The sequence below is a fragment of the Saccharopolyspora oryzae genome (genome assembly GCF_027853915.1).
Classification (GTDB): Bacteria; Actinomycetota; Actinomycetes; order Mycobacteriales; family Pseudonocardiaceae; genus Saccharopolyspora; species Saccharopolyspora oryzae.
The window spans coordinates 125,324-151,660 of sequence record NZ_JAQGLA010000009.1 but is presented as its reverse complement, the minus strand read 5'-3'; the positions used below and the strand labels follow the sequence as shown (position 1 = coordinate 151,660).

At 69.4% G+C, this 26,337-nt stretch carries 22 protein-coding genes and 1 pseudogene; 7 read left to right on the top strand and 16 right to left on the bottom strand.

The genetic code is table 11. The features are described 5' to 3' along the window. From OU415_RS09150 to OU415_RS09110, 9 genes are all read right to left on the bottom strand, one after another. The gene (locus OU415_RS09150) at nt 1–651 is read right to left on the bottom strand and encodes a 4-carboxy-4-hydroxy-2-oxoadipate aldolase/oxaloacetate decarboxylase (RefSeq protein ID WP_270948174.1); all 651 of its coding nucleotides are present in this window, start codon (nt 649–651) and stop codon (nt 1–3) included. Continuing rightward, entirely contained in the window at nt 648–1,301 is a 654-nt protein-coding gene (locus OU415_RS09145) for an RraA family protein (protein WP_270948173.1), read from the bottom strand. Before OU415_RS09145 ends, OU415_RS09150 begins: the two co-directional genes overlap by 4 nt. Next, nucleotides 1,301–1,969, bottom strand: coding sequence for an RraA family protein (locus OU415_RS09140; RefSeq protein WP_270948172.1), 669 nt, complete (start codon nt 1,967–1,969; stop codon nt 1,301–1,303). The genes OU415_RS09145 and OU415_RS09140 overlap by 1 nt, the downstream gene beginning before the upstream one ends. A 2-nt stretch (nt 1,970–1,971) precedes the next feature. Further along, a complete protein-coding gene (locus tag OU415_RS09135) occupies nt 1,972–2,988 on the bottom strand; it encodes a DODA-type extradiol aromatic ring-opening family dioxygenase (RefSeq protein ID WP_270948171.1) in 1,017 nt (338 codons plus the stop codon). 22 nt (nt 2,989–3,010) lie between these two features. Beyond that, nucleotides 3,011–4,012, bottom strand: a complete 1,002-nt coding sequence (locus OU415_RS09130; protein ID WP_270948170.1) for an amidohydrolase family protein — start codon at nt 4,010–4,012, stop codon at nt 3,011–3,013. 30 nt (nt 4,013–4,042) lie between these two features. Beyond that, nucleotides 4,043–5,503, bottom strand: a complete 1,461-nt coding sequence (locus OU415_RS09125) for a 4-hydroxyphenylacetate 3-hydroxylase family protein (protein ID WP_270948169.1) — start codon at nt 5,501–5,503, stop codon at nt 4,043–4,045. Nucleotides 5,504–5,662: 159 nt separating this feature from the next. Next, nucleotides 5,663–7,111, bottom strand: coding sequence for an aldehyde dehydrogenase family protein (locus OU415_RS09120; protein ID WP_270948168.1), 1,449 nt, complete (start codon nt 7,109–7,111; stop codon nt 5,663–5,665). Nucleotides 7,112–7,272: 161 nt separating this feature from the next. Beyond that, nucleotides 7,273–8,763, bottom strand: coding sequence for a sodium:solute symporter family protein (locus OU415_RS09115; RefSeq protein WP_270948167.1), 1,491 nt, complete (start codon nt 8,761–8,763; stop codon nt 7,273–7,275). Between the two features lie 795 nt (nt 8,764–9,558). Then, entirely contained in the window at nt 9,559–10,554 is a 996-nt protein-coding gene (locus OU415_RS09110; RefSeq protein WP_270948166.1) for a LacI family DNA-binding transcriptional regulator, read from the bottom strand. 550 nt (nt 10,555–11,104) lie between these two features. Between OU415_RS09110 and OU415_RS09105 the strand changes: the two genes are divergently transcribed. Together OU415_RS09105 and OU415_RS09100 are read left to right on the top strand one after the other, a co-directional pair. Next, nucleotides 11,105–11,626, top strand: a complete 522-nt coding sequence (locus OU415_RS09105) for a Rid family detoxifying hydrolase (protein WP_333777366.1) — start codon at nt 11,105–11,107, stop codon at nt 11,624–11,626. Between the two features lie 58 nt (nt 11,627–11,684). Continuing rightward, complete coding sequence (locus tag OU415_RS09100) at nt 11,685–13,067, top strand: aminotransferase class V-fold PLP-dependent enzyme (RefSeq protein ID WP_270948165.1); 1,383 nt, start codon at nt 11,685–11,687, stop codon at nt 13,065–13,067. Nucleotides 13,068–13,130: 63 nt separating this feature from the next. On the opposite strand, the gene OU415_RS09095 is transcribed toward OU415_RS09100, so the two are convergent. Genes OU415_RS09095 through OU415_RS09085 form a run of 3 tightly spaced genes read right to left on the bottom strand, consistent with a single transcriptional unit; the run spans nt 13,131 to nt 15,509 of the window. Beyond that, nucleotides 13,131–13,391, bottom strand: a complete 261-nt coding sequence (locus OU415_RS09095; protein WP_270948164.1) for a hypothetical protein — start codon at nt 13,389–13,391, stop codon at nt 13,131–13,133. Nucleotides 13,392–13,393: 2 nt separating this feature from the next. Then, the gene (locus tag OU415_RS09090; RefSeq protein ID WP_270948163.1) at nt 13,394–13,978 is read right to left on the bottom strand and encodes an RNA polymerase sigma factor; all 585 of its coding nucleotides are present in this window, start codon (nt 13,976–13,978) and stop codon (nt 13,394–13,396) included. Next, complete coding sequence (locus OU415_RS09085) at nt 13,959–15,509, bottom strand: sodium:solute symporter family protein (RefSeq protein WP_270948162.1); 1,551 nt, start codon at nt 15,507–15,509, stop codon at nt 13,959–13,961. Before OU415_RS09085 ends, OU415_RS09090 begins: the two co-directional genes overlap by 20 nt. 396 nt (nt 15,510–15,905) lie before the next feature. On the opposite strand from OU415_RS09085, the gene OU415_RS09080 reads away from it, so the two are divergent. Further along, on the top strand, nt 15,906–18,116 hold the full coding sequence (locus tag OU415_RS09080; protein ID WP_270948161.1) for a carbon starvation CstA family protein: 2,211 nt from the start codon (nt 15,906–15,908) through the stop codon (nt 18,114–18,116). 35 nt (nt 18,117–18,151) lie between these two features. After that, complete coding sequence (locus tag OU415_RS09075) at nt 18,152–18,394, top strand: YbdD/YjiX family protein (protein ID WP_333777378.1); 243 nt, start codon at nt 18,152–18,154, stop codon at nt 18,392–18,394. Here the strand turns inward: OU415_RS09075 and OU415_RS09070 are convergent. From OU415_RS09070 to OU415_RS09060, 3 genes and pseudogenes are all read right to left on the bottom strand, one after another. Further along, entirely contained in the window at nt 18,307–19,797 is a 1,491-nt protein-coding gene (locus OU415_RS09070; protein ID WP_270948160.1) for a transposase, read from the bottom strand. The two genes, OU415_RS09075 and OU415_RS09070, sit on opposite strands and share 88 nt — an antisense overlap. After that, nucleotides 19,794–20,236: pseudogene (locus tag OU415_RS09065) on the bottom strand (IS607 family transposase). The gene OU415_RS09070 and the pseudogene OU415_RS09065 overlap by 4 nt, the downstream one beginning before the upstream one ends. A gap of 351 nt (nt 20,237–20,587) precedes the next feature. Then, nucleotides 20,588–21,073 carry a MarR family winged helix-turn-helix transcriptional regulator gene (locus OU415_RS09060; RefSeq protein ID WP_270948159.1) on the bottom strand — a complete coding sequence of 162 codons (486 nt, stop codon included), beginning with the start codon at nt 21,071–21,073 and terminating at the stop codon, nt 20,588–20,590. A 73-nt stretch (nt 21,074–21,146) separates the two neighbouring features. On the opposite strand from OU415_RS09060, the gene OU415_RS09055 reads away from it, so the two are divergent. Then, nucleotides 21,147–21,569, top strand: a complete 423-nt coding sequence (locus OU415_RS09055; RefSeq protein ID WP_270948158.1) for an SPW repeat protein — start codon at nt 21,147–21,149, stop codon at nt 21,567–21,569. A gap of 182 nt (nt 21,570–21,751) precedes the next feature. Further along, nucleotides 21,752–25,108, top strand: a complete 3,357-nt coding sequence (locus OU415_RS09050; protein WP_270948157.1) for a TM0106 family RecB-like putative nuclease — start codon at nt 21,752–21,754, stop codon at nt 25,106–25,108. Between the two features lie 38 nt (nt 25,109–25,146). On the opposite strand, the gene OU415_RS09045 is transcribed toward OU415_RS09050, so the two are convergent. After that, a complete protein-coding gene (locus tag OU415_RS09045; RefSeq protein ID WP_270948197.1) occupies nt 25,147–25,545 on the bottom strand; it encodes an alpha/beta hydrolase family protein in 399 nt (132 codons plus the stop codon). A 6-nt stretch (nt 25,546–25,551) separates the two neighbouring features. Here OU415_RS09045 and OU415_RS09040 point away from each other — a divergent pair, with 6 nt between their 5' ends. Beyond that, nucleotides 25,552–26,331, top strand: coding sequence for a LysR family transcriptional regulator (locus OU415_RS09040; protein ID WP_270948193.1), 780 nt, complete (start codon nt 25,552–25,554; stop codon nt 26,329–26,331). The last annotated feature ends 6 nt before the right edge of the window (nt 26,332–26,337 follow it).

Below are 26,337 nucleotides of genomic sequence, written 5' to 3'. Positions count from 1 at the left end.
TCACCTCGCCGGGTCGGATTCGCGGACCGGGGAGCCGAGGTGGCGGAAGCCGTAGACGTCCAACGTCGTCTCACCGGAACGGAGGCGGTTCATGATGGCCCCTTCTTTCCCCGCGCGAGCTCGAGAGGCCTCCAGGACGCGGTCGTACTCCCCCGCCGGGAGCACGACGATCCCATCGCGGTCGGCCACCACGATGTCGCCCCGGCGGACGACCCTGCCGCGCAGGGTGATCGGGATCCCCACCGTGCCCGGCCACTGCTTGACCGTCCCGCGGATCGAGATCGCCGTGCTGAACGCCGGGAAGCCCAGCAACTCGAGCTGCTGGGTGTCCCGCACGCCGCCGTCGATGACCAGGCCTCGGATGCCGCGCGCCTGCGCCGCGACGGCCATCACCTCGCCCCAGTACCCGAACGGCGCGCCACCAGCGTCCACGACGAGCACATCGCCGGGGCCAGCCGCCTCGATTCCGTGGTGCAGCGCGAGGTTGTCGCCGACCTGCGCCGATACCGGCACCGCGCGGCCGACCACCTGCGCACCGTCCCAGGCCGGCCGGAACGCGGCGTCCAGGAAGCAGTCGAGGCCGGAAGCCTCGTACAGGGTGGCCGTGCCCAGCGCTAGCAGTTCGCGATCGTCTTCGTCCAGAGTGGTCATGAGTCCGCCCGCTGCAGATCGTGGTAGCCGTACTTCGCGCGGGCTTCGGCGATCGTCGCGCCGCCGAGGGCAGCGGCGAGGATCGCTTCTTCGCGCGCGTGGATCATCTCGGCGGTCTCGAGCACCTGTTCCTCGCAGTCCCGCGGGATCGCCACGACGCCGTCGGAGTCGCCGAGCAGGAGGTCGCCGTGCCGGACGGTCACACCGCCGATGGTCACCGGTCCGCGTTCTTCGGCCACCTCGACCCGGTCCTTGCCGGTGCGCATGAAGCGGCCGCGGCTGTAGATCGGGTAACCGATGGACAGCGCCCGGTGCGTGTCTCGGCAGACGCCTTCGATCACCGTGCCCGAAATGCCGCGCTGGTGCGCCACCGCGGTGAGGATGTCGCCCCACACGGTGCAATCGAGTCGGCCGTCGTTGTCGAGCACGATCACCTGCCCGCGCTCGACCTGGTCGATGAAGTCGCCCACGGTGCCTGCGGGGACCTGCGCGCTCACGTACCGCACGGTGAACGCGCGGCCGATCATGCGCTGGCCGTCCGACAGCGGAGCCAGCCCGAGCAGGCTGCCCGGGCGCTTGAGCTTGTCGAGGGCGTCGGAGACCGTCGCGGTGCCGAGCACCGCGCACCTGTCGAGGATGGGATCGGACATCAGCGCTGCTCCGCGGTGACTGTGGGGAATTGGGAATCGTGCATGACTTCTCGCACGTCGCGGCCCGAGCGGACGGCCTCGGCCATCCGCGCTTCGCGTTCCGCGATGCGCTGCGCGAGGCCGCTGACGCGTTCGGCGTCACCGGCGGCGATGAAGACCACACCGTTGACGTCGGCGATCACGTAGTCGTGCGCTGCTACCGAGACACCGGCCACCTGGATCCGCTCGTCCATGGCTTCCTGCACGATGCGGCCCCGCGCGCTGACCGGAACGGCCGTCCGCGCGAAGACCGGGAGCGCGAGCGCTTCGCTCTCCTGAACGTCGCGGCAGGCGCCGTCGACGATGACGCCTGCCACCCCGCGCCGCACCGCAGCCTCGGCTAGCAGGCCGCCCCAGCAGGACACATCGGTGCGGCCGTGGTTGTCGATCACCACGACGTCGCCGGGCTCGGTGGTCGCCACGAGCGGCGACGCGATGTGGGTCGCGGGTCCGTCCGTCGCTTTGGGAGCCGCGGTGACGGTGCGCACACGGCCGGCCAGGACCGCGCCCGCGGGCCACATCGGGGTCAGCGCGGTGACCGCGCCGGGCAGTCCGAGGGTGTCCAGCGCGTCGGAAACCGCACAGCTGTCGAGTCCGCGCAGCGCGGCGACGATCTCTTCGGGAGACATGATCACTTCCGTTCCCAGGTGAGGAAGCACATCGCGTTGCCGGTGCCCGCTTCCGTGCGGTAGCACGGCACGTAATCGGCGCTCGTCACGTCGAGGCCGGCCTCATCGGCGATCCCGGCCACCGCGATCCAGTTGCGCAGCTCCGACGCGCCGGACCGCATCTCGGCGGCCGGGACCACCGACAGGTAGCCGGCGTCGTGGTCCCGCAGCGCCTGGATGAACTCCTGGTCCAGCTTCTCGTCGATCACGAAGTGGCTGAGCCCGCCCGAAGCGACCACGCCGACGCGCAGATCGCCGGGGAACGACCTGATCGCCCGGCCGACGGCGCGGCCGAAGTCGTAGCAGCGCTTGGCCCCCGGCGGATTCGGTTCCCAGAAGGTGTTGATGAAGATCGGCACCATCGGCACCGTCGACTCCTGGCCGAGGAACCGCTGGTAGATGAAGCCGAACCCGTGCGGGATCGTGTGGTTCCCGTACCGGCCGGCCGGGATGACCTCGGTAGCCCCGGTGTCGAAGTCCTCGGCCTGGGTGGACTGGATGATGTGCTTGCCGAGTTCGCGATGCGTGGGCCGCATGATCGTGCGGTCCGGGACGTCGCCGGCCGCGGCCTCGGCGAGGCCGGGAGCCATCGCGTCGAGCTGCTCCTGCGTGAACGGCACGTGCGCGACCTCGTCGCCCCAGTACACCGAGAACGGCGCCAGCCATTCGTCCCCGTAGGTCTCCTTGTGGTCGCTGGAGACGATGACGAGGACGTCCACGTCCTGCGCGTGGACGAAGTCCGCGAGCCGGTCCATCGACTGCTGGCAGCTGTCCCAGCGCCGCCGCATCACCTCGGGGGTGATCTCGTGCGAGAAATCCTCGCGCAGCTCGCGCAGTTCCTCGTAGGTGTACGTCCCGCCGCGGAACTTCAACCCCTCGCTGCGCCGGTCGGCCTTCCCCCTCGTCTCCCAGGCTTCCGGCGGCGGGGCTTTGAGCTGCGGTCCGTGCGAGGTGCCGAACCCGGCGACGATCTCGGTCATGACCGTTCCTCCTTCTCGCCGCTCACAGCCGGAAGAGCGCGCGTGCGTTGTTCTCGAGGACGTCGGCGCGACGCTTGTCGTCGAGCCAGTCGATGTCGTCGATGAGCAGGTGGATGTCGTCGAACCAGCGGCCGGTCTCCGGGTCGATCTGCGAACCGGTCCCCGGTTTCTCCGACCCGAACAGCACCCGGTCGGTGCCGACGACCTCCATGAGCAGCTCCAGGCTGCCCCGGGTGTACAGGCAGGAGTCGAAGTGCAACCGGCGGAGTTTGTCCAAGTAGGACACCCCCGTCCGCACGACCGACGGGAGGAAGCGGCCCACCTGGTACGGGATCGCTCCCCCGCCGTGCGAGACGATCACCTTCAGCTCCGGGAAGTCCTTGAGGACGCTCGAGTTGACCAGGCTCCACACCGCTACGGTCTCTTCCTGGATGAAGTGCAGGCTGTACGGCTCGCGGGCCGGTGGCTTGCACCCGGCCGCGTGCAGCAGGACCGGCACGTCGAGTTCGCACAGGACCTCGTACACCGGGTACCAGTACCGGTCGCCCAGCGCCAACGGGGTTTCCGTCCCCTCGTGCGGATCGGTGTTGAGCATCGCGCCGACGAAGCCGAGTTCGGTCACCGCGCGGCGCAACTCGGCGGTCCACTCGCGTGGCGTCAGGTCCGGGCTTTGCGGGAGTCCCGCGACGCCCTTGAACCGGCCGGGGAACAGCTCGGTCGCGCGGTGGATGAGGTTGTTCGTCTCCTCGGTGAACCACTGCACGAGCTTGGCAGGCCGTTCGCTGTGCATCATCTGGAACGGCCGGGGCGAGATCATCTGCAGGTCGATGCCGGCGCCGTCGAGGTGCGCGAGGTGCGAGATGTCGCCGAAGCTCGGATGCGGGTGGTGGTAAGCGGCGACGAGCGCGTCGTCGCTGATGGCCGGTGGTTTGCTGCCGTGCGCGCCGCGGTGCGAGAGCAGCGAGGCCTTCCAGGCGTAGAAGGCGTCCGGCGCGGACATGTGGCCGTGGACGTCGATGATCACGGAACGCTCCTCTGCGTCTGTTCGGATGTCTCAGGCACTCGTGAGCGGTTTGCTGATGAGTTCGTCGACCCGCGCGTCCGTCGCCGACGTGTCGTAGAAGCGCAGCAGCCGCGTGCGGCCCGCGCCGGGGTCGCCCCGGTGCAGGTACTCGTAGAGTTCCTGGCGCATGCCGAAGCTCGAGCCGGCGAGTTCCCAGCCGAGCCGGAACAGCCGCGCCTTCTCGGCGGCGCCGATGTCGTGGCCGCGCATGTAGAGGTCCAGGAACGGGCGCAGTTCGGGGTTCGCGAGATCGGCTTCCGTGGGCTGCATGATCAGTCCGGAGGCGGCGATCTGGCGCAGGATCTGCACCATGCGCGCCGAGATGTCGGCCGACCAGAAACCCACGCCGTTGCTGTTGGTCGGGGCGAGGTGCCCGGCCGGGGTCGTGGTGACGTCGGCCTCGGCGCCCTTGATCGCGAGTTCGAGCGTCTGGACGTAGGAGATGAGTTCGCCGAGCTGTTCCTGGATGCCGCGGAAGGTGTCGACGCCGATGGAATGGGCGAGCTTCTTCGCGACCGAGGTGAAGAACTTCATCCGGGCGAGAAAGCGGATGTGCGTGCTCTGCAGGCTCCAGACGTTGATCCGGCTCAGGCCCTTGAGCGCGCGCAGGGAGTCACCGAGGAGGAAGATGCGTTCGCGGGGCAGGAAAACGTCGTCGAAGAACAGCATCGCGTCCTGCTCGTCGTACCGGTTCCCGAGCGGGTGCGCGTGTCCGCTCTGCGGTGCACCGAGCGGTTCGCGCAACAGGATCTTCAGTCCCGGCGCGTTCATCGGCAGGGCGAACCAGATGACGAAGTCCTCCGCACCGCGTGCGGCCGTGACACCGTTCAGGTACACCAGGACCTCGTGGGAGAACGGGGCGAGCGTGGCGAGTTGCTTGGCCCCGCGCAGGACCACTCCGTCTTCACGCTCCTCCACGACGCGCAGTGCGAGATCCGGGTCGTCGAGCGGGCTGGCGCTGCGGTCGATCTGCGGATCGCCGAGTGCGTGCGTCAGCACGAGGTCGTTCTCCATGGCGAAGCGGCGGTAGTTCCGGGCGTTCTCCCCGAACCCCTGGCGGTTGCGTTCGAGCTCGTCGGCGTAATCGGCGAGACCCGCGACCACGTTCGACATGAAGTCGGGCGAACGACCGAGCTGCCCGAGGCTTTCGCGCATCCACCACTCCGATGCGGCGAACTTGGCGCGCAGCTCCTCCCGGGTCTTCGGCAGCGAAAAGGCGTAGCTGACCTCATTACCGGTCTCGTCCGACTTGAACAGCGTCGCCTGCCGCGCTTCGGGGGTGGCGAAACGCAGGTCGAGCAAGCGGGCGAACTCGTCGACGGCCGGTTGCAGCGCCGGGTGCTCCGCGACGTTCTCGATGCGCTTCCCGTCGAGCCAGACCTCGCGGCCGTCGTCGAGGCTCCGCTTGTACTGCTCGCCGGTCAGCGCCCCAGCAGCACTGGAAATGTCCATGTACTCCGACTCCTTCGTCCGTCTTGGCGGGCCCGCACCGGGCGACGATTCGAAGCTACGGAACCTGCTCCGCCGCGGAATCGGGCCGCTGCGGGAATCTCCTCCGCACTTGTCCGACACGGTGTAGGAAGGTGCGACGCGGTGTCGGAAACGCTGGGCTCAGTCCTGGATCGTCGGAACCGTCACCCACTGCCAGCAGGTGAACTCGTCGAGGTTCCAACGGCCGCCGTGCCGTCCGCCGTTGCCGGACGTGCCGAGCCCGCCCATCGGGATGTGGGCGGCGTCGTAGATGGTCTGGCCGTTGAGGGCGATCATCCCGGCTCGCAAGCGCGCGGCGAAGCCGAGGGCGCGTCCGATGTCGCGGCTGTGGATCGCTGCGGAGAGGCCGTGATCGGTCGCGTTGGCCAGCGCGAGCGCTTCCGCTTCCGTCGAGAAGCGGGTGACCGGGGCTACCGGACCGAAGATCTCGCTCAGGAATGCCGCGTTGTCAGCGGTCACGCCGTCTAGCACGGTTGGTTGGTAGAACGCGCCCTCGTGCGCGGCGCCGCACACGACCCGGGCGCCACCGGCGATCGACGCCTCGACGATTCCGTGCACGTGCTCGGCCTGCCCGGCCGTGATCAGCGGACCGAGCGTCGTCCCAGGTGCCCGAGGGTCGCCGAGGCGCAGCTCACCCGCAGCTGCGCTGAGCCGTTCGACGTATTCGTCGGCGATGCTCTCGTGCACGAGATGCCGTCCGGTTGCCATGCAGATCTGCCCCTGGTGCCGGAAGGAACCCCCGGCGCCGCCGACCACAGCGCGGTCGAGATCGGCGTCCGCCATGACGATGAACGCGTTGTTCCCGCCGAGTTCGAGCACCACCCGCTTGAGCAGGCCGCCCGCGACCGCACCGACCCGCCTGCCCGCGGCCGACGAACCGGTGAACGAAATCGCGGCCGTGTGCGGCGAACGCACCACGGCCTCACCCGTTCCGACACCGCCGGGCAACACGTGCAGGACGCCTTCGGGCAGTCCGGCGCGCTCGAAGACGTGGGCGATCACCGCACCGCCGGAGAAAGCGGTCTTCACATCCGGCTTGACGAGCACGGCGTTGCCGAGCGCGATCGCGGGGGCCACCGAGCGCATGGCCAGCATCAGCGGTGCGTTCCACGGAGCGATCACACCGACGACGCCGACCGGGATCCGCCGGGCCAGGCCCAGCGTCGCCGGATCTTCCACCGGAAGGAGGTCGCCCTGCGACATCGTGACCAGACCGGCTGCGCCGACCAGTTCATCGATGGCCTTGTCGACCTCGTGCTTAGCCTTCGCAGGCAGCGAGCCGCTCTCGCGCACGAGCAGGTTCTCGACGTCGGCGCGGATGTCGCGCAGCGCGTCCGCGGCGCGCATGAGGACGTCGGCGCGGATGCGGTACGACGCACAGTTCCACTCGGCCTGCGCCGCCACCGCAGCCGCACCGGCCCGCTCCACGTCGTGCTCGTCGGCGATCCCGGCCAGCCCCACCAACCCGCCATCTCCGGGCGAGACGACCGGCACCGTGCCTCCGCCGCCGCCCCGCCAGCCGCCGGAGTAGATGCGCCCGTCTGCTTCGTCCAGGTCCCACCGGGCCATCGCCGTCCCTGCCAATCCTGTTGCGGTTGCGGAGATCAGCGCGATGCTAGGTCGGGGCAGGTCTTCGCTTCATGGGCTCAGCGAAGCAAATCCGGCGCTGGCGGCTCGACACGGTGTCGGAATGGCCGTCACTGCGCGATCGCCTCGGCGGCGCTTCCGGTTCAGGTCCTCGCTGCTGGTGCGGAGTTGTCGTCGCGGGCCAGCGACTCGGTGATCTCTTCGGCTGCTGCGGGTGCGTCCCGGCGGAGGGCGCCGACGCCGATGAACAGGGCGAGCGACACGAGGACCGGGGTGACCACGGTGATCGCGTCGTTGAGGTGCCACACGTACTTCGTCAGCGCGTACGAGATGATTCCGCCACCCCACGAGATCAGCGCCGCGGTCGGGCCGATGTGCCGGAACGGGCGCAGCATGCCCAGCATCATCGGGATGGAGATCGGTCCGATCAGCGCACCCACCCAGGTCACGATGATCGACAGCACCCCGCCCAGGTTCTCCGCGTTGATCGCGACGACGACGCTCAACAGCACGAAGACCACGGTGAGGTAGCGCCCGGTGCGCAGCGCCTCCGCGTCCGTGAAGCTCTTGAAGCGCTTCCAAACGTTGGGCAGCACGTCGCGCGTGATGACCGCGGAGATGGCGTTGGCGTCTGAGGCGGCCATGGCCATCGTGTGCGAGAACACGCCGACCAGGACCAGCCCCAGCAGACCCGCGGGCAGGAAGTCCAGGGCCATCTGCGCGTAGACGTCCTCCGACTTCGTGACGTGCACCAGCAAGGGCGCCGCGAACATCGGCAGCATCAGGACGATCGGCCACACCAAGTACAGGAAGCTGGACAGCAGCGCGGTGTTCCGAGCTTGCGCGGGGCTGGGCGTGGCGATGTAGCGCTGCGCCAGGTTCCACATGCCGCCGTTGTACTCGAAGGTCTTGACCACGATGTAGACGATCACGAAGTACATCGGGTACTTGCTGGTAGTCGGGTCGGTGTGGCCCGCGGGCAGCGCACCCCAGAAGTTCAGGTAGTTCAACCCCTGCGCGGACAACGCGGAACCGACGGCAACGAGCATGGCGAACGCGGCGAGCCCCTGGATCACGAACTGGCCGAGTTCGGTGAGCGCGTCGGCCCAAAGGCCGCCCGCGGTGCAGTACAGCAGCGTCACGCCTGCCGTGATCACGACGCCCCACACCAGCGGGATGCCCACGAACTTGTCGAGCAGCAACGCCACCGCGGACCACTTCGCGGCCACGTCGAAGATCTTGAGCAGCGACCCGCTCCAGGCCAGCACCTGCTGCGTCGGCACGTTGAACCGGGTGGCCAGGTACTCCAGCGGCGAGGCGATGTCGTAGCGGGCGCGCAGGCGGTTCCACTTCGGCGCGAACAGGAAAGCGCCGATGCCGGTGGCGACCGCGAGCGGGAACATGAACACGATGTAGGACACGATGCCCTGGTCGTAAGCGACCCCCGCGTAGGCCACGAAGACCACCGCGCTGTAACCGGACATGTGGTGCGAGATGCCTGCCAGCCACCAGGGCATCCGCCCGCCTGCGGTGAAGTAGTCGGCGGAGCTGGACACCTGGCGGTGCGCCCAGACCCCGATCACGACCATCACGACGAAGTAGCCGGCTATGACCGACCAGTCCAACAGGTGCATGTCGGCACTTCCCTTCCCCTGGCTGGCGAGGGCGGCTCCTGCCAGCAGTCACGTCGTTGTGCGGGACAGCTCGGGCGAGTCGGAACGGGCGGAACCGGCTCCCGGTCATCGCGCGTCAGCGGGGCACGCGGGTGTTGCTCTGCGCGGGGCGGTCTTCAGCGGCAATTCCGCATCGATCGTCGGATAATGATCAGCGGAAGGTCCCGCATGCTCTCGTGGAGCCGCCGTGCGATCGCGCGCTGGGCCGGATCGCTCAGAAACAAGCGATCCAGCGGTGCGGGACGCCGAGCCGCCTCCACTGCATTCGCGTGCGCAGTTGATGTCGTACGACCGTCCATGCGCCGCAGCATCATCGTCGGCGACCACCCATGGCAACAGGTTGCCAACAGTTGCATCGAGGTTCTCCAGCCGCGTTGCAGCGCGATGGTCCGGGTAGCAGAACCCGGACCCCGCCAAGCTGCGGAATCGGTGTTCTGAGCCATGTCCTGCCCGAACGCGAACTGCCGTCGGCGCGGTGGAAGTGCTTGGTGGTGACCGAAACGCTCTCAGACGAGAGCCGCTCGCCCTGGAAACCGCGCACCACGGCACCGATCATGTCGGCGGCGAGCTCGGGGTTCTCCCCGAACGTGCCGCTCGCCCAGCGCGGGATCGTGCGTCGCGGCCAGCCCGAGTTCACCGGGCCAGGTCGAGAACTGGCCGGTCGCCTCGGCCACCCCGAACCGACCACCGGAGAGAATCGCCTCACTCCGAACCGCTACACTCCACTGTGGACAGCGCTGGAGCGGAGCACCCACCTCACCCCTGCGGTGCTGGCCCGGTGGAGCCCCTGATCACCAGGTGGGACTCGAAGCTGCGCGAGGCTTGCAGGTCACCTCGCCCCGTCAGTCGCTCGTGCAAGATGTCGACCGCGCACCAGCCGAGCTTGTCCGCTGGACCGGCGATCGTGGTCAGGCCCGGGACGGTGAAATCCGCGCCGAAGATGTCGTCGCAACCGACCAGGCTGAGGTCCTCGGGCACCCTAACCCCGACGGCTTGCAGCCGGTGCAGTGCGCCGATGGCGATGAGGTCGTTGTAGGCGATCGCCGCCGAACCCTTGCCCAGCATCAACGCCTCCGCCGCTTCCTGCCCGCCCTGCCGGTTCGGCGCGAACGGACCCAGGAAGGACACCTGGAGGCCCAGCGACGACGCTTCGTCCTGGACCGCGCGCCAGCGCTGCCCGTTGATCCAGGAGTTCCGCGGGCCCGACAGGTAGGCGAGCCTGCGGTGCCCGAGCACCGCCAGGTGCCGGACCGCTTTGCGCATCCCGGCCGCGGTGTCGACCACCAGGCTCGGCACGCCCTCGATCTCGCGGTTGATCATCACCAGTGGCCGGTACCCGGCGAGTTGCTGCACGGTCTCGTCCGACAGCCGGGAGGTCGACAGGATCCCGCCGCTGGTGGTGGCCAGCAGGTGCCGCAGGTTGTTGGCCTCCACCTGCGCCGACTCGTCGCTGTCGGTCAGCGCCAGGGTGTAGTTGCGCTCGATCGCCCTGGCCTGCGCCGCCTTGATGACCGTGACGTAGTACGGGTTGGAGATGTCGGAGACCACCAGGGTCAGCGTCCGGATGCGCCCCGGCGCCTCGGCCCGGGCCAGCGGCCGCGGCTCGTAACCGATCTCGCGGGCGGCCGCCTGCACCCGTTCCCTGGTTCCAGCGCTGACCCTGGCGGGGTTGCTGAAGGTGCGGGACACCGTGGAAGCGGCCACGCCGCAGTGGCGTGCCACGTCGTAGATCGTCGGCCGTTCTCGCTCCACGGATCCGCCTCCCGGAATCGGCGACAACAAATGGCAACGAGTTGCCACTCTAAATCCCGGCTTCCCAGGTTGGACCGACTCGGGCCCGTCCGCGAACGCGTGGCGGCCGGCGCTGCCACCTCGCGGATCCGGAGGTCCGCTCGATCGATCCGCCGTCAAGAGGAGTGAGCGCGTCGCCCCGCTGCTGGTCGGGCGCGATGTGCACCGCATCGAGGACAGCTGGCAGTACCTGTACCGCGGCGGCTACTGGCGCCGGGGTGCACGACTGGTGAAACTGACCTGCTCCACCCGGTGGAGCACGACCGGAGGGTCCGCCCACTGCGTTCCGCGCGGCGGGCGGACCCTTCGACATTGGACCTGCTGAGCGCGCAGCTCTCCCCCACTTCATGTTGCGCTGCGGTGTCGCCGGGTTTACCGCGATCGGGTGCGAACCGGTTCAGCTGGTGAAGTTCACATTTCCCACTGCTGAGCGGTAAACCGGTGCCTCCCGATCGGCAACCAAACAGCCGACCGCACCAACCGGTGAACCACGTCGCGCTGGAGGTTGTGCATGGACGATCCGCAAGAAGTGCAGGGAAGCTCCCGAAGTCCTTCCAGAGTCCGCAGGTGGCGGCTCGGAGCCGTTGCCGCGGCGCTCGCGCTGGCGGTCCTCGGCAGCAGCGCCTGGGCCGGGGCCGATCGCCTGGTAGGGCACCGGCCGCTCAACCCGCCCGACGCACCGCAAGCGATCGGCCCGTACTCGCAAGGCATTTCGACCGGTCAGATGGTGTTCGTGTCCGGGCAGCTGCCGATCGACCCGTCCACCGGAAAGCTGCTCGCCGATGCGCCCGTCGAGGAGCAGACCCGGCAGGTGCTTCGCAACGTTCGGGCGGTGCTCGCGGCCGATCACCTCGAGATGGCGCAGGTCGTCAGCACCACCGTCTACTTGTCCGACCTCGCCGACTTCGAGCGGTTCAACGCCGCCTACGCCGAGTTCTTCACCGAAGGCGCGCCGCCGGCGCGGGCCACCGTGCAGGTCGTCCGGGTGCCGAAGGACGCCAAGGTCGAGATCTCCGCGATCGCAGTCCGATAGCTCCAGCAGAACCCGAAAGGATCTGGCAGTGCCGAAACTTTCGAGCAGAACGAACGACTTGTCCCGCAGGGGTTTCCTGCGCATCGCCGGGGCCGGTGCCGCCGTCGCCGGGTTGAGCACCACCGGGTTGTCCTCCGCGGCCGGAGCCGCCGAGCTGACACCGCTGGCGGCGAACTTGCCCACCGGATCCAACGACGCCTACTGGCGCGAGGTCGAGCGGCTTTTCATGCTCGACAAGAACGTGCTTTTCATGAACGTCGGCACCGTCGGTTCGCCGCCGCGCGAGGTGGTCGACACCCTGGACCGCGTGCACCGCGAGGTCGCCGTCGGCGCGAAGTCGGCCTACAGCGACTTCGCCGACGTCCGCGCGGTGGCCGCCAAGGGATACGGCTGCGACCCCGACGAACTGGTGATCTCGCACAACACCAGCGATGGCATGTCGAAGATCCTGGCTGGCCTCAACCTGCGCGCCGGGGATGAAATCCTCACCACCAACCACGAACACCCCGGTGGCAACGTTCCCATGGCGCTGGCCAGGGACCGGTACGGCGTGGTGCTCAAGCGGGTGGAGCTGCCGGTCGGCAACGACCAGCGCGCCGAGGACTACGTCGCGGCGTTCGAGCGGGCGATCAGCAGCCGCACGAAGGTGATGCTGTTCTCCGCACCCACCTACAAGACCGGCACGATGCTGCCGATCCAGCTGCTGGCCAAGCTTGCTCAGGCGCACGGTGTGACCACCGTGGTCGACGGCGCCCACATCCCGGGCATGATGGCCTACGACTTCCACGCGCTCGGCGTGGACTTCCTGGCCGGTTCGGCCGCGAAGTGGCAATGCGGACCCGGCGGCACCGGGGTGCTCTACATCCGCAACAAGGTGCTGCCGCAGCACAACCCGAACCCGCTGCCCGAGTTCTGGCCGGTGGTGTCCAGCAGCTACCCGGAGGAAGGCGGCTTGCCCCCGCGTTCCAGCGGGAGCAAGGAGAGCTACGACATCGCGAAGTACCTCCAGTCGGTCGGCAACGGGAGCATCGCGATCATGGAGGGCGTGCGCAACGCCTGCGAGGTGTGGGACCGCATCGGCAGGCAGCGCATCCAGGACCACGCGCTCGAACTTTCCGCCTACCTCAAGGAACTCGTCACCGAGCGGTGGGGCGTGGCCTCGCTGTACTCGCCGAAGGACGACCCGCGGCTGGTGTGCGCGCTGTCCTCGTTCAACCCGTTCCGCAACCCGGCCGACGTGCTGGACAAGGCCAAGTCCGACCAGTTCGTGGCGCGGATGAAGGACGAGTACGGCATCGTCATCCGCAACGTCGACTTCCCGGTGATCGGTTCGGCCCAGAAGCACGCACCGGTGCGCATCTCCACCCACCTGTTCCACCAGCGCGACGACGTCGAGCGAGTCGTCGACGCGATGTGGGACCTGGCGGGCAAGATGGCCTGATCCGCGCACTGCGACGCCACCTCTGCTGCGCGCGGGAGCGGAGGTGGCGTCGTGGTGCGCGGATCAGGGCTGGATGACGATCTCCACCGGGTCACCGCCGGGGGCGTGCGGAGGCGGCGGCGCGGACAGCGAGTTCAGCGCCCACAAACCGACGACATCGGCCGCGGCGACGATGAGCAGTGCCAGCACGAGCATGATGAGCCTGCGGCGGCGCTCCCGGCGCTGCCACTCCGACCGGGCCTTGGCGTAGGCGTCGGGTGAGGCCACCACCGACGTCGCGAGCACGTCGAGCGTCTCGCGCAGCTGTTCCTCCGGGTCGCGCACGGTCACGAGTGTGCCCCCATCGCCCGCGACAGCGCTTGCATTCCGCGCGACGTGTGCGATTTGACCGCCCCCTTGCTGATGCCCATGGCTTCGGCGATCTCGGATTCCTTCAGGTCCAGCCAGTACCGCAGCACCAACGCCTCGCGCTGCCGCGCCGGGAGGGAGTTCAGGGCGTCCACCACCCGCCGCTGGTCCTCGTGCAGCAGCGCGGTGGCCTCCGCCGACTCGATGCTGGGTTCCTGGACGTCGATGTGCTTGCGCAGCACCTTGAGGTGGCGGATGCGCATCCGAACCAGGTTCACCACCACGGAGCGGAGGTAGCGCGGGCCCGCTTCGGGATCGCGCAGGCGGTACCAACCGCGGTGCAGCTGGCAGAACGCCTCGGCCACGATGTCCTCGGCGTCCTGCTCCGCGCCGAGCAGGACGGCCAGCCGCAGCAGCTGCGTGTGGTGACCGTCGAACAGCCGCACCATCGCCGATTCCCGCTCCACGTCGCGGATGTCCATGCTCGGCTCGGTGGGCGGCACCTCGTGCGACTGCCGCCGATCAGCCGCGGAGTCCGTGCGGTCAGGAGATCCCGGAGTCACGGCGTCGCACCCCCTCCCGGAGCACCCGCGGTGGGTGGATCGGATGGATCACGCCCGAGGGCGCGCGCGGGACCCGGAGTCCGCGCAGCAGCGCCTGCGTCGCCGCGGTCACCGCGATGTTCACCGCCAGAGCGACGATTCCGGTGTAGACGTGCGCGGTGAACTGGCCGAAGTGGACGACGACCAGCGGGGTGAAGCCGCCCTCGTTGACCAGCACGGTGCCCGCGACCATGCCCGTCAGCCAGCCGGCCAGCAGCGCGAACGGGCGCGGGGTGTGCCGCAGCAACCCCAGCACGATCATGGGCAGGGTCTGCAGCACCCAGACCGCGCCGAGCAGGTGCAGGTTGATCGCGGCCTGGTCGCGCAGGCCGAGCGCGAACGCCAGGGCACCGATCTTGACCACCAGCGAGGTCAGCCGCGCCATCCGCGCCTCCTGGGCGTCGGTGGCGGTCGGGTTGACGAACTCGACGTAGACGTTGCGGGCGAACAGCGCCGCCGCGCCCATGGACATCACCGCGGCCGGCACCAGCGCTGCCACCACCAGCACCCCGAACAGGATCCCGGCCAGCCAGCTCGGCGCGAGCACACCCATCAACACCGGAACGGCCAGCTCGCTCTGGCCGGGTGGCAGCACCACGCCCGCAGCCAGCGCGGCCACCCCCAGCAGCGCGAACACGGCCAGCATGCCGGCCCAGCCGAGCAGTCCACCCGACGTTCGGCGCAGTACGTCCGGGCCGCGCGCGGAGAAGGCGACCATCAGCACGTGCGGGAAGGCGAACAGCGCGAGCGCGGAACCCAGTGCCAGCGACGCGAAGGCCGGCCACAACGCGGGCGACAGCGCCAACACCTCTGCCCCGCCGGCACGTTCGAGAATCTCGGGCGGAGTCCCCAACTTCGCCACGGCCAGTGCCGCCACCACCACCGTGCAGGCCACCACGAGCACTGCCTTGATCACCGCGGCGAAGACCGGTGCGCGCAACCCGTAGCGATAGGTCGACAACGCCAGGATCGCGAACACCACGGCCAGCACCAGATCCCCGGCCATGCCACCGGAGTACAGGCCGAGCACGGTGAGCACCGCCCGGATGCCGATCAGCTGCAGCGCGACGTAGGGCATCGTGGCGAAGATCCCGGTCAACGCCACGGCCAGCGCCAGCAGCGGCGAACCGTAGCGGCCCCGGACGAAGTCGGCGACGGTGACGTAGCCGTGCGCCCGCGCTACCGAGACGAGCCGCGGGAGGAGCACGAAGCCGATCGCGCAGCTGAGGACCGTGTACGGCACCGCGTAGAAGCCGATCGCCCCCGAGCTGAACACCGCTCCGGGCACCGCGGTGAAGGTGTAGGCGGTGTAGATCGTGCCGCCGAGCAGGCACCACATCAGCCCTCCGCCGTGCCGGCGACCGGCCAGCGCCCACCCAGCGAGGTCGTCGGGGACCCGGCCGCACGCCGATCGCCGGGCAGCGACGAGAGTTCCCACCGAACCGGCGAGCACGACCACCGCGCACGTGACCACCGCGACGACGTTGTCCATGGATTCTCCGCACTCGGGCTGGGGCGGCCACCGGTGCGGTTCGCCGCCGGTGGCGAATTCCGTTTCGACCGCCGGTAAACCTTCCGGTCAGCACCGGCAACTGTTGGGCGAGGACGAAAAACGCGGGAGGTGTTCGGACGATGCGGTAGTGAACCCCAGCGAACAGCGAAAAACCAGGGCCGTTCCCACATCGCAGGACGTACGAGCCGATCGACGCCCCGCGGTCCCGGTGTGCCTGGGTGCCTGTCTTTGAACTCATTTTGCGTGGCGGTGCAAGCGCCGAGGGTGGGCTATGCGCCTGCGGCGCATCAAAGACAAAACGAGGAGCAAAGACCGGCTCTCAGAACGCACGGCAAGCACTCCGACGGAGGAGCCACGCATGAAAGCAACTGCGGCATGACCGCGGCCGGCACACCGCCGGTCGAGGCGGACGACAAACCGCGCTGGACCCCGGTGCGGATCGCGATCTGGGTCGCGATCTCGCTGATCGGTGCCGTGGCGTGGTCGATCTTGGCGCTCTCCCGCGACGAACCGGTGAACGCGGTGTGGTTCGTCTTCGCCGCACTCGCCTCCTACGCCATCGCGTACCGGTTCTACGCCCGGTTCATCGTCACGAAGGTGTTGCGAGCGGACGACAAGCGCGCCACCCCGGCCGAGCGGCTGGAGAACGGCCTCGACTTCCACCGCACCGACCGCCGGGTGCTCTACGGGCACCACTTCGCCGCGATCGCCGGTGCCGGTCCGCTCGTCGGCCCGGTGCTGGCGGCGCAGATGGGCTACCTGCCGGGCACGATCTGGATCATCGTCGGCGTCATCTTCGCCGGCGCGGTGCAGGACCTGCTGGTGCTGTTCTTCTCGATGCGCCGCAACGGCCGTTCCCTCGGCCAGATGGCGCGCGACGAGATCGGGCCGGTCGGCGGCGTGGCCGCCCTGGTCGCCGTGCTCGCGATCATGATCATCCTGCTGGCGGTGCTGGCGCTGGTGGTGGTCAACGCGCTGGCCAAGTCGCCGTGGGGCGTGTTCTCCATCGCGATGACCATCCCGATCGCCCTGTTCATGGGGTTCTACCTGCGCTACCTGCGGCCGGGCCGGATCATCGAGGTCAGCGTCATCGGGTGCGCGCTGCTGGTGCTGGCCATCGTCGCGGGCGGGTGGGTGGCCGCCTCACCGCTGGCCGGTGTCTTCACGCTCAGCGAGGTCGCGCTGGTCTGGTGCCTGATCGGCTACGGCTTCCTCGCCTCCGTGCTGCCCGTGTGGATGCTCCTCGCCCCGCGCGACTACCTGTCCACCTTCATGAAGGTCGGCACGATCGCGCTGCTGGCGGTCGGCATCCTGATCACGCTGCCGAGCACGGTGATGCCCGCCTTCACCGAGTTCGCCTTCAACGGCAAGGGGCCGGCCTTCTCCGGTTCGCTGTTCCCGTTCGTGTTCATCACGATCGCCTGCGGTGCGCTCTCCGGTTTCCACGCGCTGATCTCCTCGGGCACCACGCCGAAGCTGGTGACGAAGGAGCGGCAGGTCCGGCTGATCGGCTACGGCGCCATGCTCACCGAGTCGTTCGTGGCGATCATGGCGCTGGTCGCGGCGAGCGTGATCGACCAGGGCCTGTACTTCGCGATGAACTCGGCGGCCACGTCGACCGGTGGCACCGCGCAAGGCGCGGCCACCTTCGTCAACGGACTGGGTCTGCCCGGGGTGTCCATCACGCCCGAGGCGCTGGGCCAGGCGGCCGCGGCCGTCGAGGAGAAGACCTTGGTGTCGCGCACCGGCGGTGCGCCGACGCTGGCGGTGGGCATCTCGGAGATCCTCGGCGCCGTGTTCGGCGGTGCCGCGCTGAAGGCGTTCTGGTACCACTTCGCGATCATGTTCGAGGCGTTGTTCATCCTGACCACTGTGGACGCCGGGACCCGCGTCGGCCGGTTCATGCTGCAGGACACCCTCGGCAACCTGATCCCGAAGTTCCGCGACACGTCGTGGAAGACCGGTTCGATCGTGACGAGCGCGCTGATCGTCGCGGCGTGGGGATCGATCCTGCTGATGGGCGTCACCGACCCGCTCGGCGGCATCAACACGCTGTTCCCGCTGTTCGGCATCGCCAACCAGCTGCTGGCCGCCGTCGCGCTGGCGGTGTGCGTGACGATCATGTGCAAGACCGGTCGCGTGCGGTGGGTGTGGGTCCCGGGCATCCCGCTGGTGTGGGACGCGGTGGTCACCCTCACCGCGAGCTGGCAGAAGATCTTCAGCGGCAACCCGTCCATCGGTTATTGGGCGCAGCACAACGCGTACCGGGACGCGCTGGCCGCCGGGAAGACGTCGATGGGCCAGGCCAAGAACGTCGAGCAGATGGAACAGGTCGTCTACAACACGTTCGTGCAAGGCACGCTGTCCATAGTCTTCGCGGTCCTGATCGTGATCGTGCTCGTCGACGCCGCGCGGCGCTCGATGGCAGCGATCCGCGGCGGCGCGATCGACGCCACCGAGCACCCCGCCGAACCGTCGAAGGTGTTCGAACCAGCGGGACTGATCACCACGGCCGAGGAGAAGGCACTGGCACAGCGCTGGAAGGAGTACGAGTCGACCGGAACCGAACGGGTGGGATCGGGTTGACCGGCACCGACCGCGCTGCACGCCCCGACCGCCGAGTGGCCGGGGCGCTGCGCCGAGCCGCGCGCAGGGCGATCTGGTACGTCCGCGAAGTGGTCGGCGAGAACGACTACCAGCGCTACGTCGATCACCTGCGCGCACGTCACCCGGACCGCACACCGCCGTCCCGGCGCGAGTTCGAGCGGATGAAGAGTCATGCTTGGCGTGGTAGCGCGTTTGCTTGCGCCGCTGGGGTAGCCGGCGTGGGGGCGACTCGTGACCCCCTGGTGTTGCGTCGCTGAGCCACGTCGGCGAACCCCAAGCCCCACCGGGACCGGAAATCCTCGTCGAGCATGGTCAGGATTTGTCCACGGTTCCGGTCGGTCCAATGCCTGTTGTTCTGGGAACGTCCCAGCACCGTGCGGGCACCACCGATGTCGGCGTGAACGGTCTTGCCGCAGAACCTGCACCGGAACGTGGTTTGGGTCGTGCGGTTGGTCTTGCTGGTGTAGCCGCAGCCGGTGCATTCCCGGCTGGTGTGGGCGGGGTTGACCTCAACAGTGGCGACCCCGTGGTCCTCGGCAAGGGAAGCGAGCTTGGTGTTGACGGCACCGCGTCCGGTGTTGGACAGCAGGCGCCGCATGCGCTTGGACAGGCGGCCTTCGCGGGCCATGCCCTGGAAATTCAGCTTCTCGACTACGAGCGTGTCGATCGAGTCGTCTGCGATGATGCGGTTGAGGCAGCGGTTGACTTCGTTGGTGATGAACCCGCGAACGTCCTGCACCAGCGCCCGATAGCGCCGCGAGTCACGGAGTTTGATTCCGTTGCGCTGCAACGCGGCCATGAGGGGCTGCAGACGCGCGTCGTAGGCGCGGAGCCGGTCGAGGAATCCGCGTCCGTGCAGGCGCCCGTCGCTCGTGGCGAACAGGGTGGACATGCCCCAGTCGATACCCATCTCACGTCCGCCCGTGCGGGCTGGGCATGTGGGTGTGTGGATGACGAGCCGGTAGTCCACCGTGCCGTCAGTGTTGACATGCACCTGGCAGTGGTTGGCCAGCTTCGCGCCCGGCCGCGCGAGGCGCTCGAGGAACGCGCGGTGCGCGTGCAACGGGATCACAACGGGCTTACCGGCGGTGAGGGTGGCGATGCGGACCCAGTAGTCGCCGTGATGACCGTGGGGTGTTTCGACCTTGGCGACCTTGCCATCCATCACCATCGTCGGAAGCCGACGCATGTCCGGCCGACCAACCCGGGCGCGGACGTGCTTCATGATGCGGCGAGCGAGCCACATGGTCTCAGCGGGGACGCTGCGTTTGCCGGTGATCGCCACGCTATCGCCCTCAACCGGGAGGTACCAGGCGCGGGACTTGTTGACAGAGAACAAGTCCTTACGCACCTGACCGGTGATCGCGGACGCGGCGACGGTCTGCCGGAAGACGCGTTCGCAGTTGCCCAACCACGATTTGTGCTGGGCAATACACTGAGCTCGAACCGAGTCCCACTGGCGTTGCGACAGGCCACCATCCCAGCCCTTGGCGTCCACCCACTTGGGAAGCTCGCCGGTGGTGAAGATCAGGCGAGCAACCTCGGCCTGCATGCGGCCAAGACCGGCCTGCCACACCGGCAGGATCTCGGCTACCCGCTCATCCTTGATCCGGTGCGAACTGCTGCGCAGACGGAACGCACGCGATGCCTTCCCACTCATGACGACTCGGTCCCGTCGTCACCCATTTCCTCAACATCCATCGGATCACGGGCCAAACGGGACAGCGCCTGAGCACGCCCGGAACGCCGCTGCCCGTACAGGCGCGCAGAAAACGAATAGATGATCGCAACCAGGTCGTGAACGAGGTCGTCGGTTCCTTCGGCCGCCTCGTTCACGACGATAATCCGGCGGCCATGGGCGGTGACGAACAGTTCGAACCAGCGGAACCCGAACCGGGTCAACCGGTCCTTGTGTTCCACGATCAACGTTCCCACGTGTCCCGCTTGAGCAGCGCGGTGAGCGCTGTGCGCTTGTCGTTCACCCCAGAGCCGACCTCGCGCACCGATTCAACGACCTGGTAGCCGTTGACCACTGCCCAGTCCTGCACGCGCCTTTCCTGCTTGAGCAGCTGGTCTTTTCGTTTCCGCGGGTCCGACACCCGCGCGTAGATGGCTGCTTTGCTCAGGTCGACATCGATGTCTTCGGGGACGTGGATGAAGCCGTGCTCGTCGGTGTAGGCGCCCTCGATCTTCCCGGCCCGGTACCGGTTCCAAGCGGTCCGGTAGGTCACCGAGTTCCTACGCGCATACTCCGACAACTTCACATGGAACAATTACCATACATTTCCAGAAGATACCGTACATACTGCAAGGACCGACCGGATGGAGTCGAACCCGAAGACCCGCTGCTGCTGAGCGCCAGGCGCGCTGCCGCTCAACGGAATCGGTTGCCGCACCAGCCGAAACCCCTTGCCCAAGACCAAGTTGCTCCCAACCCGAGGAGCGGCTGATCAGCCGTGCGAGTAGGGGGTCAGGTGGTCACCCAGCTCCTCGTCGTCGGCCGCGAGCGCCGCCAGGTGCTGCAAGGTCTTCGCGGCCGTGTCGACCTCGCGCGGGTCGAGCTGCGCCAGTAGGCGGGCGAGGGTGTCGCGCCGGGACGCGCGTACGCGTTGGACCAGCTGGTCGCCTGCGGGAGTGAGGGCGAGCGTGACGACGCTGCGTTTGTCCGGTTCGCGGGTGCGGGAGATCAGCCCGCCGAGCGCCAACCGGTCTCCGAGGCGCGTCACCGAGGACGCGTTCAACCCCAGCGCCGCCGCGGCACGCGAGGACGGGAGTGGCCCCTGTTCCGCCAGGGCCGCGAGCAACCGGAACTGCGGGAGGGTCACCGGTTCGCCCGCCAGGCTCCGGGACGCCAGTCCCACCAGCATGCGCGTGGCCGTCTCGAACGCGCTGATCGCGTTCGAGTCGCACGTCCCGGCGCCCGACGCAGACTTCACAGCAGCAAGACTTGCATAGTGCAAATCCGCATGTCAACCTGGATGTAGCACCACAGCGTCGGGGAGGTGCGCCATGACAAGTCAGCAAGTTCCCATCGCACGGCATCCCGATCTCGCGGAGCTGCGGGCCCGCTACGACCACGTCGCCGAGACTCCCCTCGCGCAGACCACGTACTCCTTGACCGTCCTGGCCGGGCTGTACGTCGCGCTGTCGCCGTGGATCGTCGGCTTCGCGGGCATGAGCACGCTCGCGGTCAACAACCTGATCATCGGCCTGACCGTTGCCGGGCTGGGCATCGGCTGCGCTTCGGCCTTCGGCCGGCTCCACGGTGCCGCGTGGCTGATCCCGGTGCTCGGGGTGTGGACGATCATCACGCCCTGGGTCATCAGCGGTGCCGTCGCGACGATGCCCGTCGTGATCAGCAACGTGATCAGCGGAGCCGTCGTAGGCGTGCTCGGCGTCGCAGGCGCGAGCATGATGCTGCAGCACCGCTGACCATCCCAGCCGTCGGCACTCGGCCAACTGCGCCGGTGGGGCGCGGCCGCGGTCGGGTGCCGACCGACTCGCTGCTGAATCGGGGGCCGTCCCCACGCAGCGGTGGGCGTGTGCCGTGAGCCTCGGCGTGTCGGCACCCGCGGCGGCGGCCAGGACGGGCGCGCATGGAAGACTGCCTGGCGATGCATACCCCGTCCGACCTCGCCGACCTGCTCGAATGCGAACACCGCAGCATCCTCAAGCAAGCGTTGGCGGCGGGGCTGCCCGGCGCGCCGCGCCCGGGCTCCGGGCCCGACCGGCTGGCCGTCAAGCACGGCCACGCGCACGAGGCGGCCGCGCTCGAACGGCTCCGCGGCGAGCGCAAGACCGTGGTCGAGATCGACGAGCGCGACCCGGTCACCGCCGCGAAGGCCACCGAGGAAGCGCTGCGGGCGGGCGCACCGGTGGTCTACCAAGCCGTCTTCCACGACGGCGAGTTCTCCGGCCGCGCCGACTTCCTGCTCCGCGACGACCAGGGCCGCTACGAGGTCTACGACACGAAGCTCGCCCAGCACGCGAAGCCCTCCGCGGTCGTGCAGCTCACCGCCTACGCCGACGCGTTGCGCCGCGCCGGTTGGCCGGCCGGGCCGGAGATGCACCTGCTGCTCGGCGACGGCACCACGCGCAGCCTGCGCGTCGACGACTTCCTGCCGCTGCTCGACCGCCTCCGCGACCGGCTCACCACTCGGCCGCCGCGGCTGCCGGAACGCATGTGGGCCGACGAACGCCCCGCCTGCACCGGCTGCGGCTTCGCCGACCACTGCTCGTCCGCGCGCGAAGCGGACCGGGACCTGTCGCTGGTCGCGGGCATGCGCGGCGAACAGCGGCGCAAGCTCGTGACGGCCGGGCTCGGCACGATCGACGCGCTCGCCACCGCCGAGCCGGCGGACCGGCCGCGCGACATGTCGGCGGGCACGTTCGCGACCTTGCGCGCGCAGGCCGCGATCCAGGTGCGGCAGGACGAAACCGGGGAATTGGCGTACGAGATCATCGACCCGTCGGCGCTGGCCGAGCTGCCGCCGCCGAGCCCGGGCGACATCTTCTTCGACATGGAGGGCGACCCGTACGCGCTCGCCGGGACCGGGCTGGAGTACCTGTTCGGCGCGGTCACGCCCGACGCCCGCTTCACGCCGTTCTGGGCGCACACGCGTCCGCAGGAGAAGCGCGCCTTCGAGGAGTTCATCGACTTCGCCACCGCCCGGCTCACCGACGATCCGGACGCGCACATCTTCCACTACGCGCCGTACGAGGTCACGGCCGTCAAGCGGCTCGCCGCGGTGCACGGAACGCGCGAGGAAGCCGTGGACGAGCTCCTGCGCAGCGGCCGGATGGTCGACCTGTACGCCGTGGTGCGCAAGGCGTTGCGCGTCGGCCAGCGGTCGTACTCGATCAAGTACCTCGAACCGCTGTACATGCCGGACGCCCGCGACGGCGACGTGAAGACGGCCGCGTCGAGCATCGAGGCGTACGAGGACTACCTGACGCTCACCAAGGCCGGCGAGGTCGAAGAGGCCGACGAGGTGCTGCGCGGCATCGCCGACTACAACGAGTACGACTGCGTGTCCACGTTGCGGCTGCTGGAATTCCTGCACCGCGTCCGCGAGGAAGCGGGCATCGAGCTCGCGACCCCGGAGCCGGAGTCCGAAGTGGACGCCCTGCTGCGGGAGGCGGAGGAGGAAGAGGCCGCGCTGCGCCGGGCCGAACGCGCGGCCGCCCTGGCGGCGCTGGTCGACCCGCTGCTCGACGGCCTGCCCGACGATCCCGCCGACTTCACCCCGGACGACCACGCCCGCGCGCTGCTCGCCGCCTCCGTCGGGTACCACCGGCGCGAGACGAACCCGGCGTGGTGGGAGTTCTTCCGGCAGCTCGCCGCACCGGTCGGCGACCTGGAGGTGGACACGACCTGCGCGGTGCCGGTGTCGGTGTCCGCGGGCGAGTGGGTTCCGCCGTCGGGGCGGCAGCGCACGGCCAAGCGCACGCTCACGGTGGCGTGCGACCCGGACCGGCCGCATCCGTTCGCGGTCGGGGACGGCGTGCGGCTGCGGTACGGCGCCGACGCGCGGGACGCGAAAGTCGTGGCGGCGTCGGCGGTCGAGCTGACGTTGGAGGAGAGCAGCGCGCCGGACAGCACGTCGGACGAGCGACCGGTCGCGGTCCTGCCGGGCGGCCCGGTGCGGCCCGCGCCGAAGGACGAGGCCGTGGCCGACCTGGCCCGGCTGGTCGGGGAAGCGCTCCCCGAGCTGCCCGCTCATCCGGGCGTGGACCTGCTGCGCCGGATCCCGCGGTTGCGCGGCGGCGCGCTGCCCGCACCCGGTGAGGACACCGTGGCCACCGCGATCGAGGCGGTCGACGCGCTCGACGGGTCGGTGCTCGCGGTGCAGGGCCCGCCCGGAGCGGGGAAGACGTACTTGGCGGGCAAGCTGATCGCGCACCTCGTGCGGTCCGGGCGGACGGTCGGTGTGACGTCCAACAGCCACAAGGCCGTGGAGAACGTGCTGTCCGCCGCGCTCCGCAACGCACCGTCGATGGCGTGCGCGAAACGGCCGCGCCGGACGCCGGACCCCGAGCTGCCGTGGGAGCAGCCGAAGACGAACAACGCGTTGGCGAAGTGGCGCGAGGAGCACAACGACGGGCACCTCGTCGGCGGCACCGCGTGGACGTTCGCGAACGCCGCCGTGCGCGAGGAACCGTTCGACGTGCTGGTGATCGACGAGGCCGGGCAGTTCGCGCTCGCGGACGCGCTGGCCGTGTCGATGTGCGCGAAGAACGTGGTGCTGCTGGGCGATCCCCAGCAGCTGCCGCAGGTCGTGCAGGGCACGCACCCGGCGGGCGCGGAGGCGTCGGCGTTGGGGCACCTGATCGGCGACGCGGACATCATGCCGCCCGAGCTGGGCTACTTCCTGGACCAGACGCGGCGCATGCACCCTGCCGTGTGCGCGCCGGTTTCCCGGTTGTCGTACGCGGGTTTGCTGCACTCGCACCCGTCCGCGGACCGCTCGGTCGACGGCTTCGCCTCCGGCCTGTACCTCGCGTCGGTGGAGCACCGCGGGAACACCACGCGGTCGGTCGAGGAAGCGGCGCAGGTCGTGTCGGTGATCGCGGACCTGCACGGGCGCACGTGGCAGGGCCGCCCGCTGGCGGACGAGGACTTCCTCGTGGTGGCGCCGTACAACCTGCAGGCCCGGACGGTCACCCGCGCGCTGGCCGACGCCGGTTTCGGCGACGTGCGGGTCGGCACGGTGGACAGGTTCCAAGGCCAGGAAGCCCCGGTCGTGGTGACGACGATGACGTCCTCGTCCGCGATCGACCTGCCCCGCGGACTGGATTTCCTGTTGTCCCGCAACAGGTTGAACGTGGCGCTGTCGCGAGCGCAGTCGGTGGCGGTGCTGGTGTGCAGCCCGCGGCTGCTGGAGGCCGACATCCGGACGGTGGAGCAGATGCGGCTCGTCTCCGGGATGCTCGGACTGCTGCGGGACGCCCGCCCCTGGCCCGCTCGCTGACCCCGATCGTCCTCGTCCGCACGAACGGCGACGGACCGTCACAGGTGTTGGGCGAGGAACTCGGCCGCTTCCGACGACGATGCTTCAAACTGCTCGACGTAGGGGGCGAAATGTCCGCCGGGCAGGATGCGCAACCACTTGGGTTCCAGTGCCCGCTCGTAAGCCGCCAACTGGAGATCCGTGCCGGACAGGGTGTCGTCCGCAGCGACGACCATGAGCAGCGGCCGGGGGCTGACCAGCTCGACGTACGCGCTGGCGTCGTACACCCTGCTCCACTCCCCGGTGCGGACGGTGACCTCGTTGCGCCATGCCGGTCCGAGCGCCGCGCTGCCCAGGAAGAACTCCCGGGCGTCCGCGTCGGGGTACACCGGGTCGTCGGCGGGGTCGCCGAGGAGGCGTCCTTCACCCGCGCCGCCGCTCGCTGCCACGTCGCGCAACCGGCGATCAGCCAGCAGATCCGCGGCTTGGAACGCGAGCTCGGCGAGGCGCTGTTCTACCGCGAGCCCCGCTCGGTGCGGCTGTCCCCGGCAGGAGAGGCGCTGCTGCCGCACGCCCGCGCAGCGCTGTCCGCGGTAGCGGCGGCTCAAGCCGAGTTCGCCGCTCGTTCCGGCCTGCTCACCGGAGACCTCGGAGTCGGCACCGTCGACGGCGCCCACATCACCGCGCTGCCGGACGTGCTCGGCGCGTTCCACCGCCGCTACCCCGGCGTATCGGTCCGCCTCGTCAGCGGCACGAGCGGCCCGCTGCTGTCCCAAGTCCGCACCGGCGCCCTGGACGCCGCCGTCGTAGCCCGTCCCCGGCAGTCGCCGGACGACCTCGAGTTCCGGACCCTCCTGCGGGACGAGATCGTGGCCGTCGTCCCCCACGACCATCCCGCCGTGGAGGCGGGCAGGATCTCCTTGGCCGCCCTGGCCGACACCCCGCTGATCGGCTACGGCTCCGACAGCGGATTGCGCCCCCACCTGGAGGAGGCCTTCGACACCGCCGGTGCCGCCTTCCGCCCCGCCTACACCGCGAACGACGTCGCACTTCAGATCGCGCTCGCCGCGGCCGGTGCCGGGATCGCCCTCACCCCCGCCGCCGAGGTGGTCGGCGACAGCGTGACCGCGGTCGCCTTGTCCCCGGCCATCCCGTACGAGAAGGCCCTCGCGTGGCGCCGCACCCCTGCGCCCGCCGCGCCGCTGCGCGCCTTCCTCGCCCTCCACGAGGAAGCGGGCCGGTGAAGCGGC

What these genes read in the sequence shown, in the direction of transcription:
- OU415_RS09150 (WP_270948174.1), bottom strand. Translation starts at nt 651, where the DNA reads ATGACCACTCTGGACGAAGACGATCGCGAACTGCTAGCGCTGGGCACG.
- OU415_RS09145 (WP_270948173.1), bottom strand. Translation starts at nt 1,301, where the DNA reads ATGTCCGATCCCATCCTCGACAGGTGCGCGGTGCTCGGCACCGCGACG.
- OU415_RS09140 (WP_270948172.1), bottom strand. Translation starts at nt 1,969, where the DNA reads ATGTCTCCCGAAGAGATCGTCGCCGCGCTGCGCGGACTCGACAGCTGT.
- OU415_RS09135 (WP_270948171.1), bottom strand. Translation starts at nt 2,988, where the DNA reads ATGACCGAGATCGTCGCCGGGTTCGGCACCTCGCACGGACCGCAGCTC.
- OU415_RS09125 (WP_270948169.1), bottom strand. Translation starts at nt 5,503, where the DNA reads ATGGACATTTCCAGTGCTGCTGGGGCGCTGACCGGCGAGCAGTACAAG.
- OU415_RS09120 (WP_270948168.1), bottom strand. Translation starts at nt 7,111, where the DNA reads ATGGCCCGGTGGGACCTGGACGAAGCAGACGGGCGCATCTACTCCGGC.
- OU415_RS09115 (WP_270948167.1), bottom strand. Translation starts at nt 8,763, where the DNA reads ATGCACCTGTTGGACTGGTCGGTCATAGCCGGCTACTTCGTCGTGATG.
- OU415_RS09105 (WP_333777366.1), top strand. Translation starts at nt 11,105, where the DNA reads ATGGACGATCCGCAAGAAGTGCAGGGAAGCTCCCGAAGTCCTTCCAGA.
- OU415_RS09085 (WP_270948162.1), bottom strand. Translation starts at nt 15,509, where the DNA reads ATGGACAACGTCGTCGCGGTGGTCACGTGCGCGGTGGTCGTGCTCGCC.
- OU415_RS09080 (WP_270948161.1), top strand. Translation starts at nt 15,906, where the DNA reads ATGACCGCGGCCGGCACACCGCCGGTCGAGGCGGACGACAAACCGCGC.
- OU415_RS09070 (WP_270948160.1), bottom strand. Translation starts at nt 19,797, where the DNA reads ATGAGTGGGAAGGCATCGCGTGCGTTCCGTCTGCGCAGCAGTTCGCAC.
- OU415_RS09055 (WP_270948158.1), top strand. Translation starts at nt 21,147, where the DNA reads ATGACAAGTCAGCAAGTTCCCATCGCACGGCATCCCGATCTCGCGGAG.
- OU415_RS09050 (WP_270948157.1), top strand. Translation starts at nt 21,752, where the DNA reads ATGCATACCCCGTCCGACCTCGCCGACCTGCTCGAATGCGAACACCGC.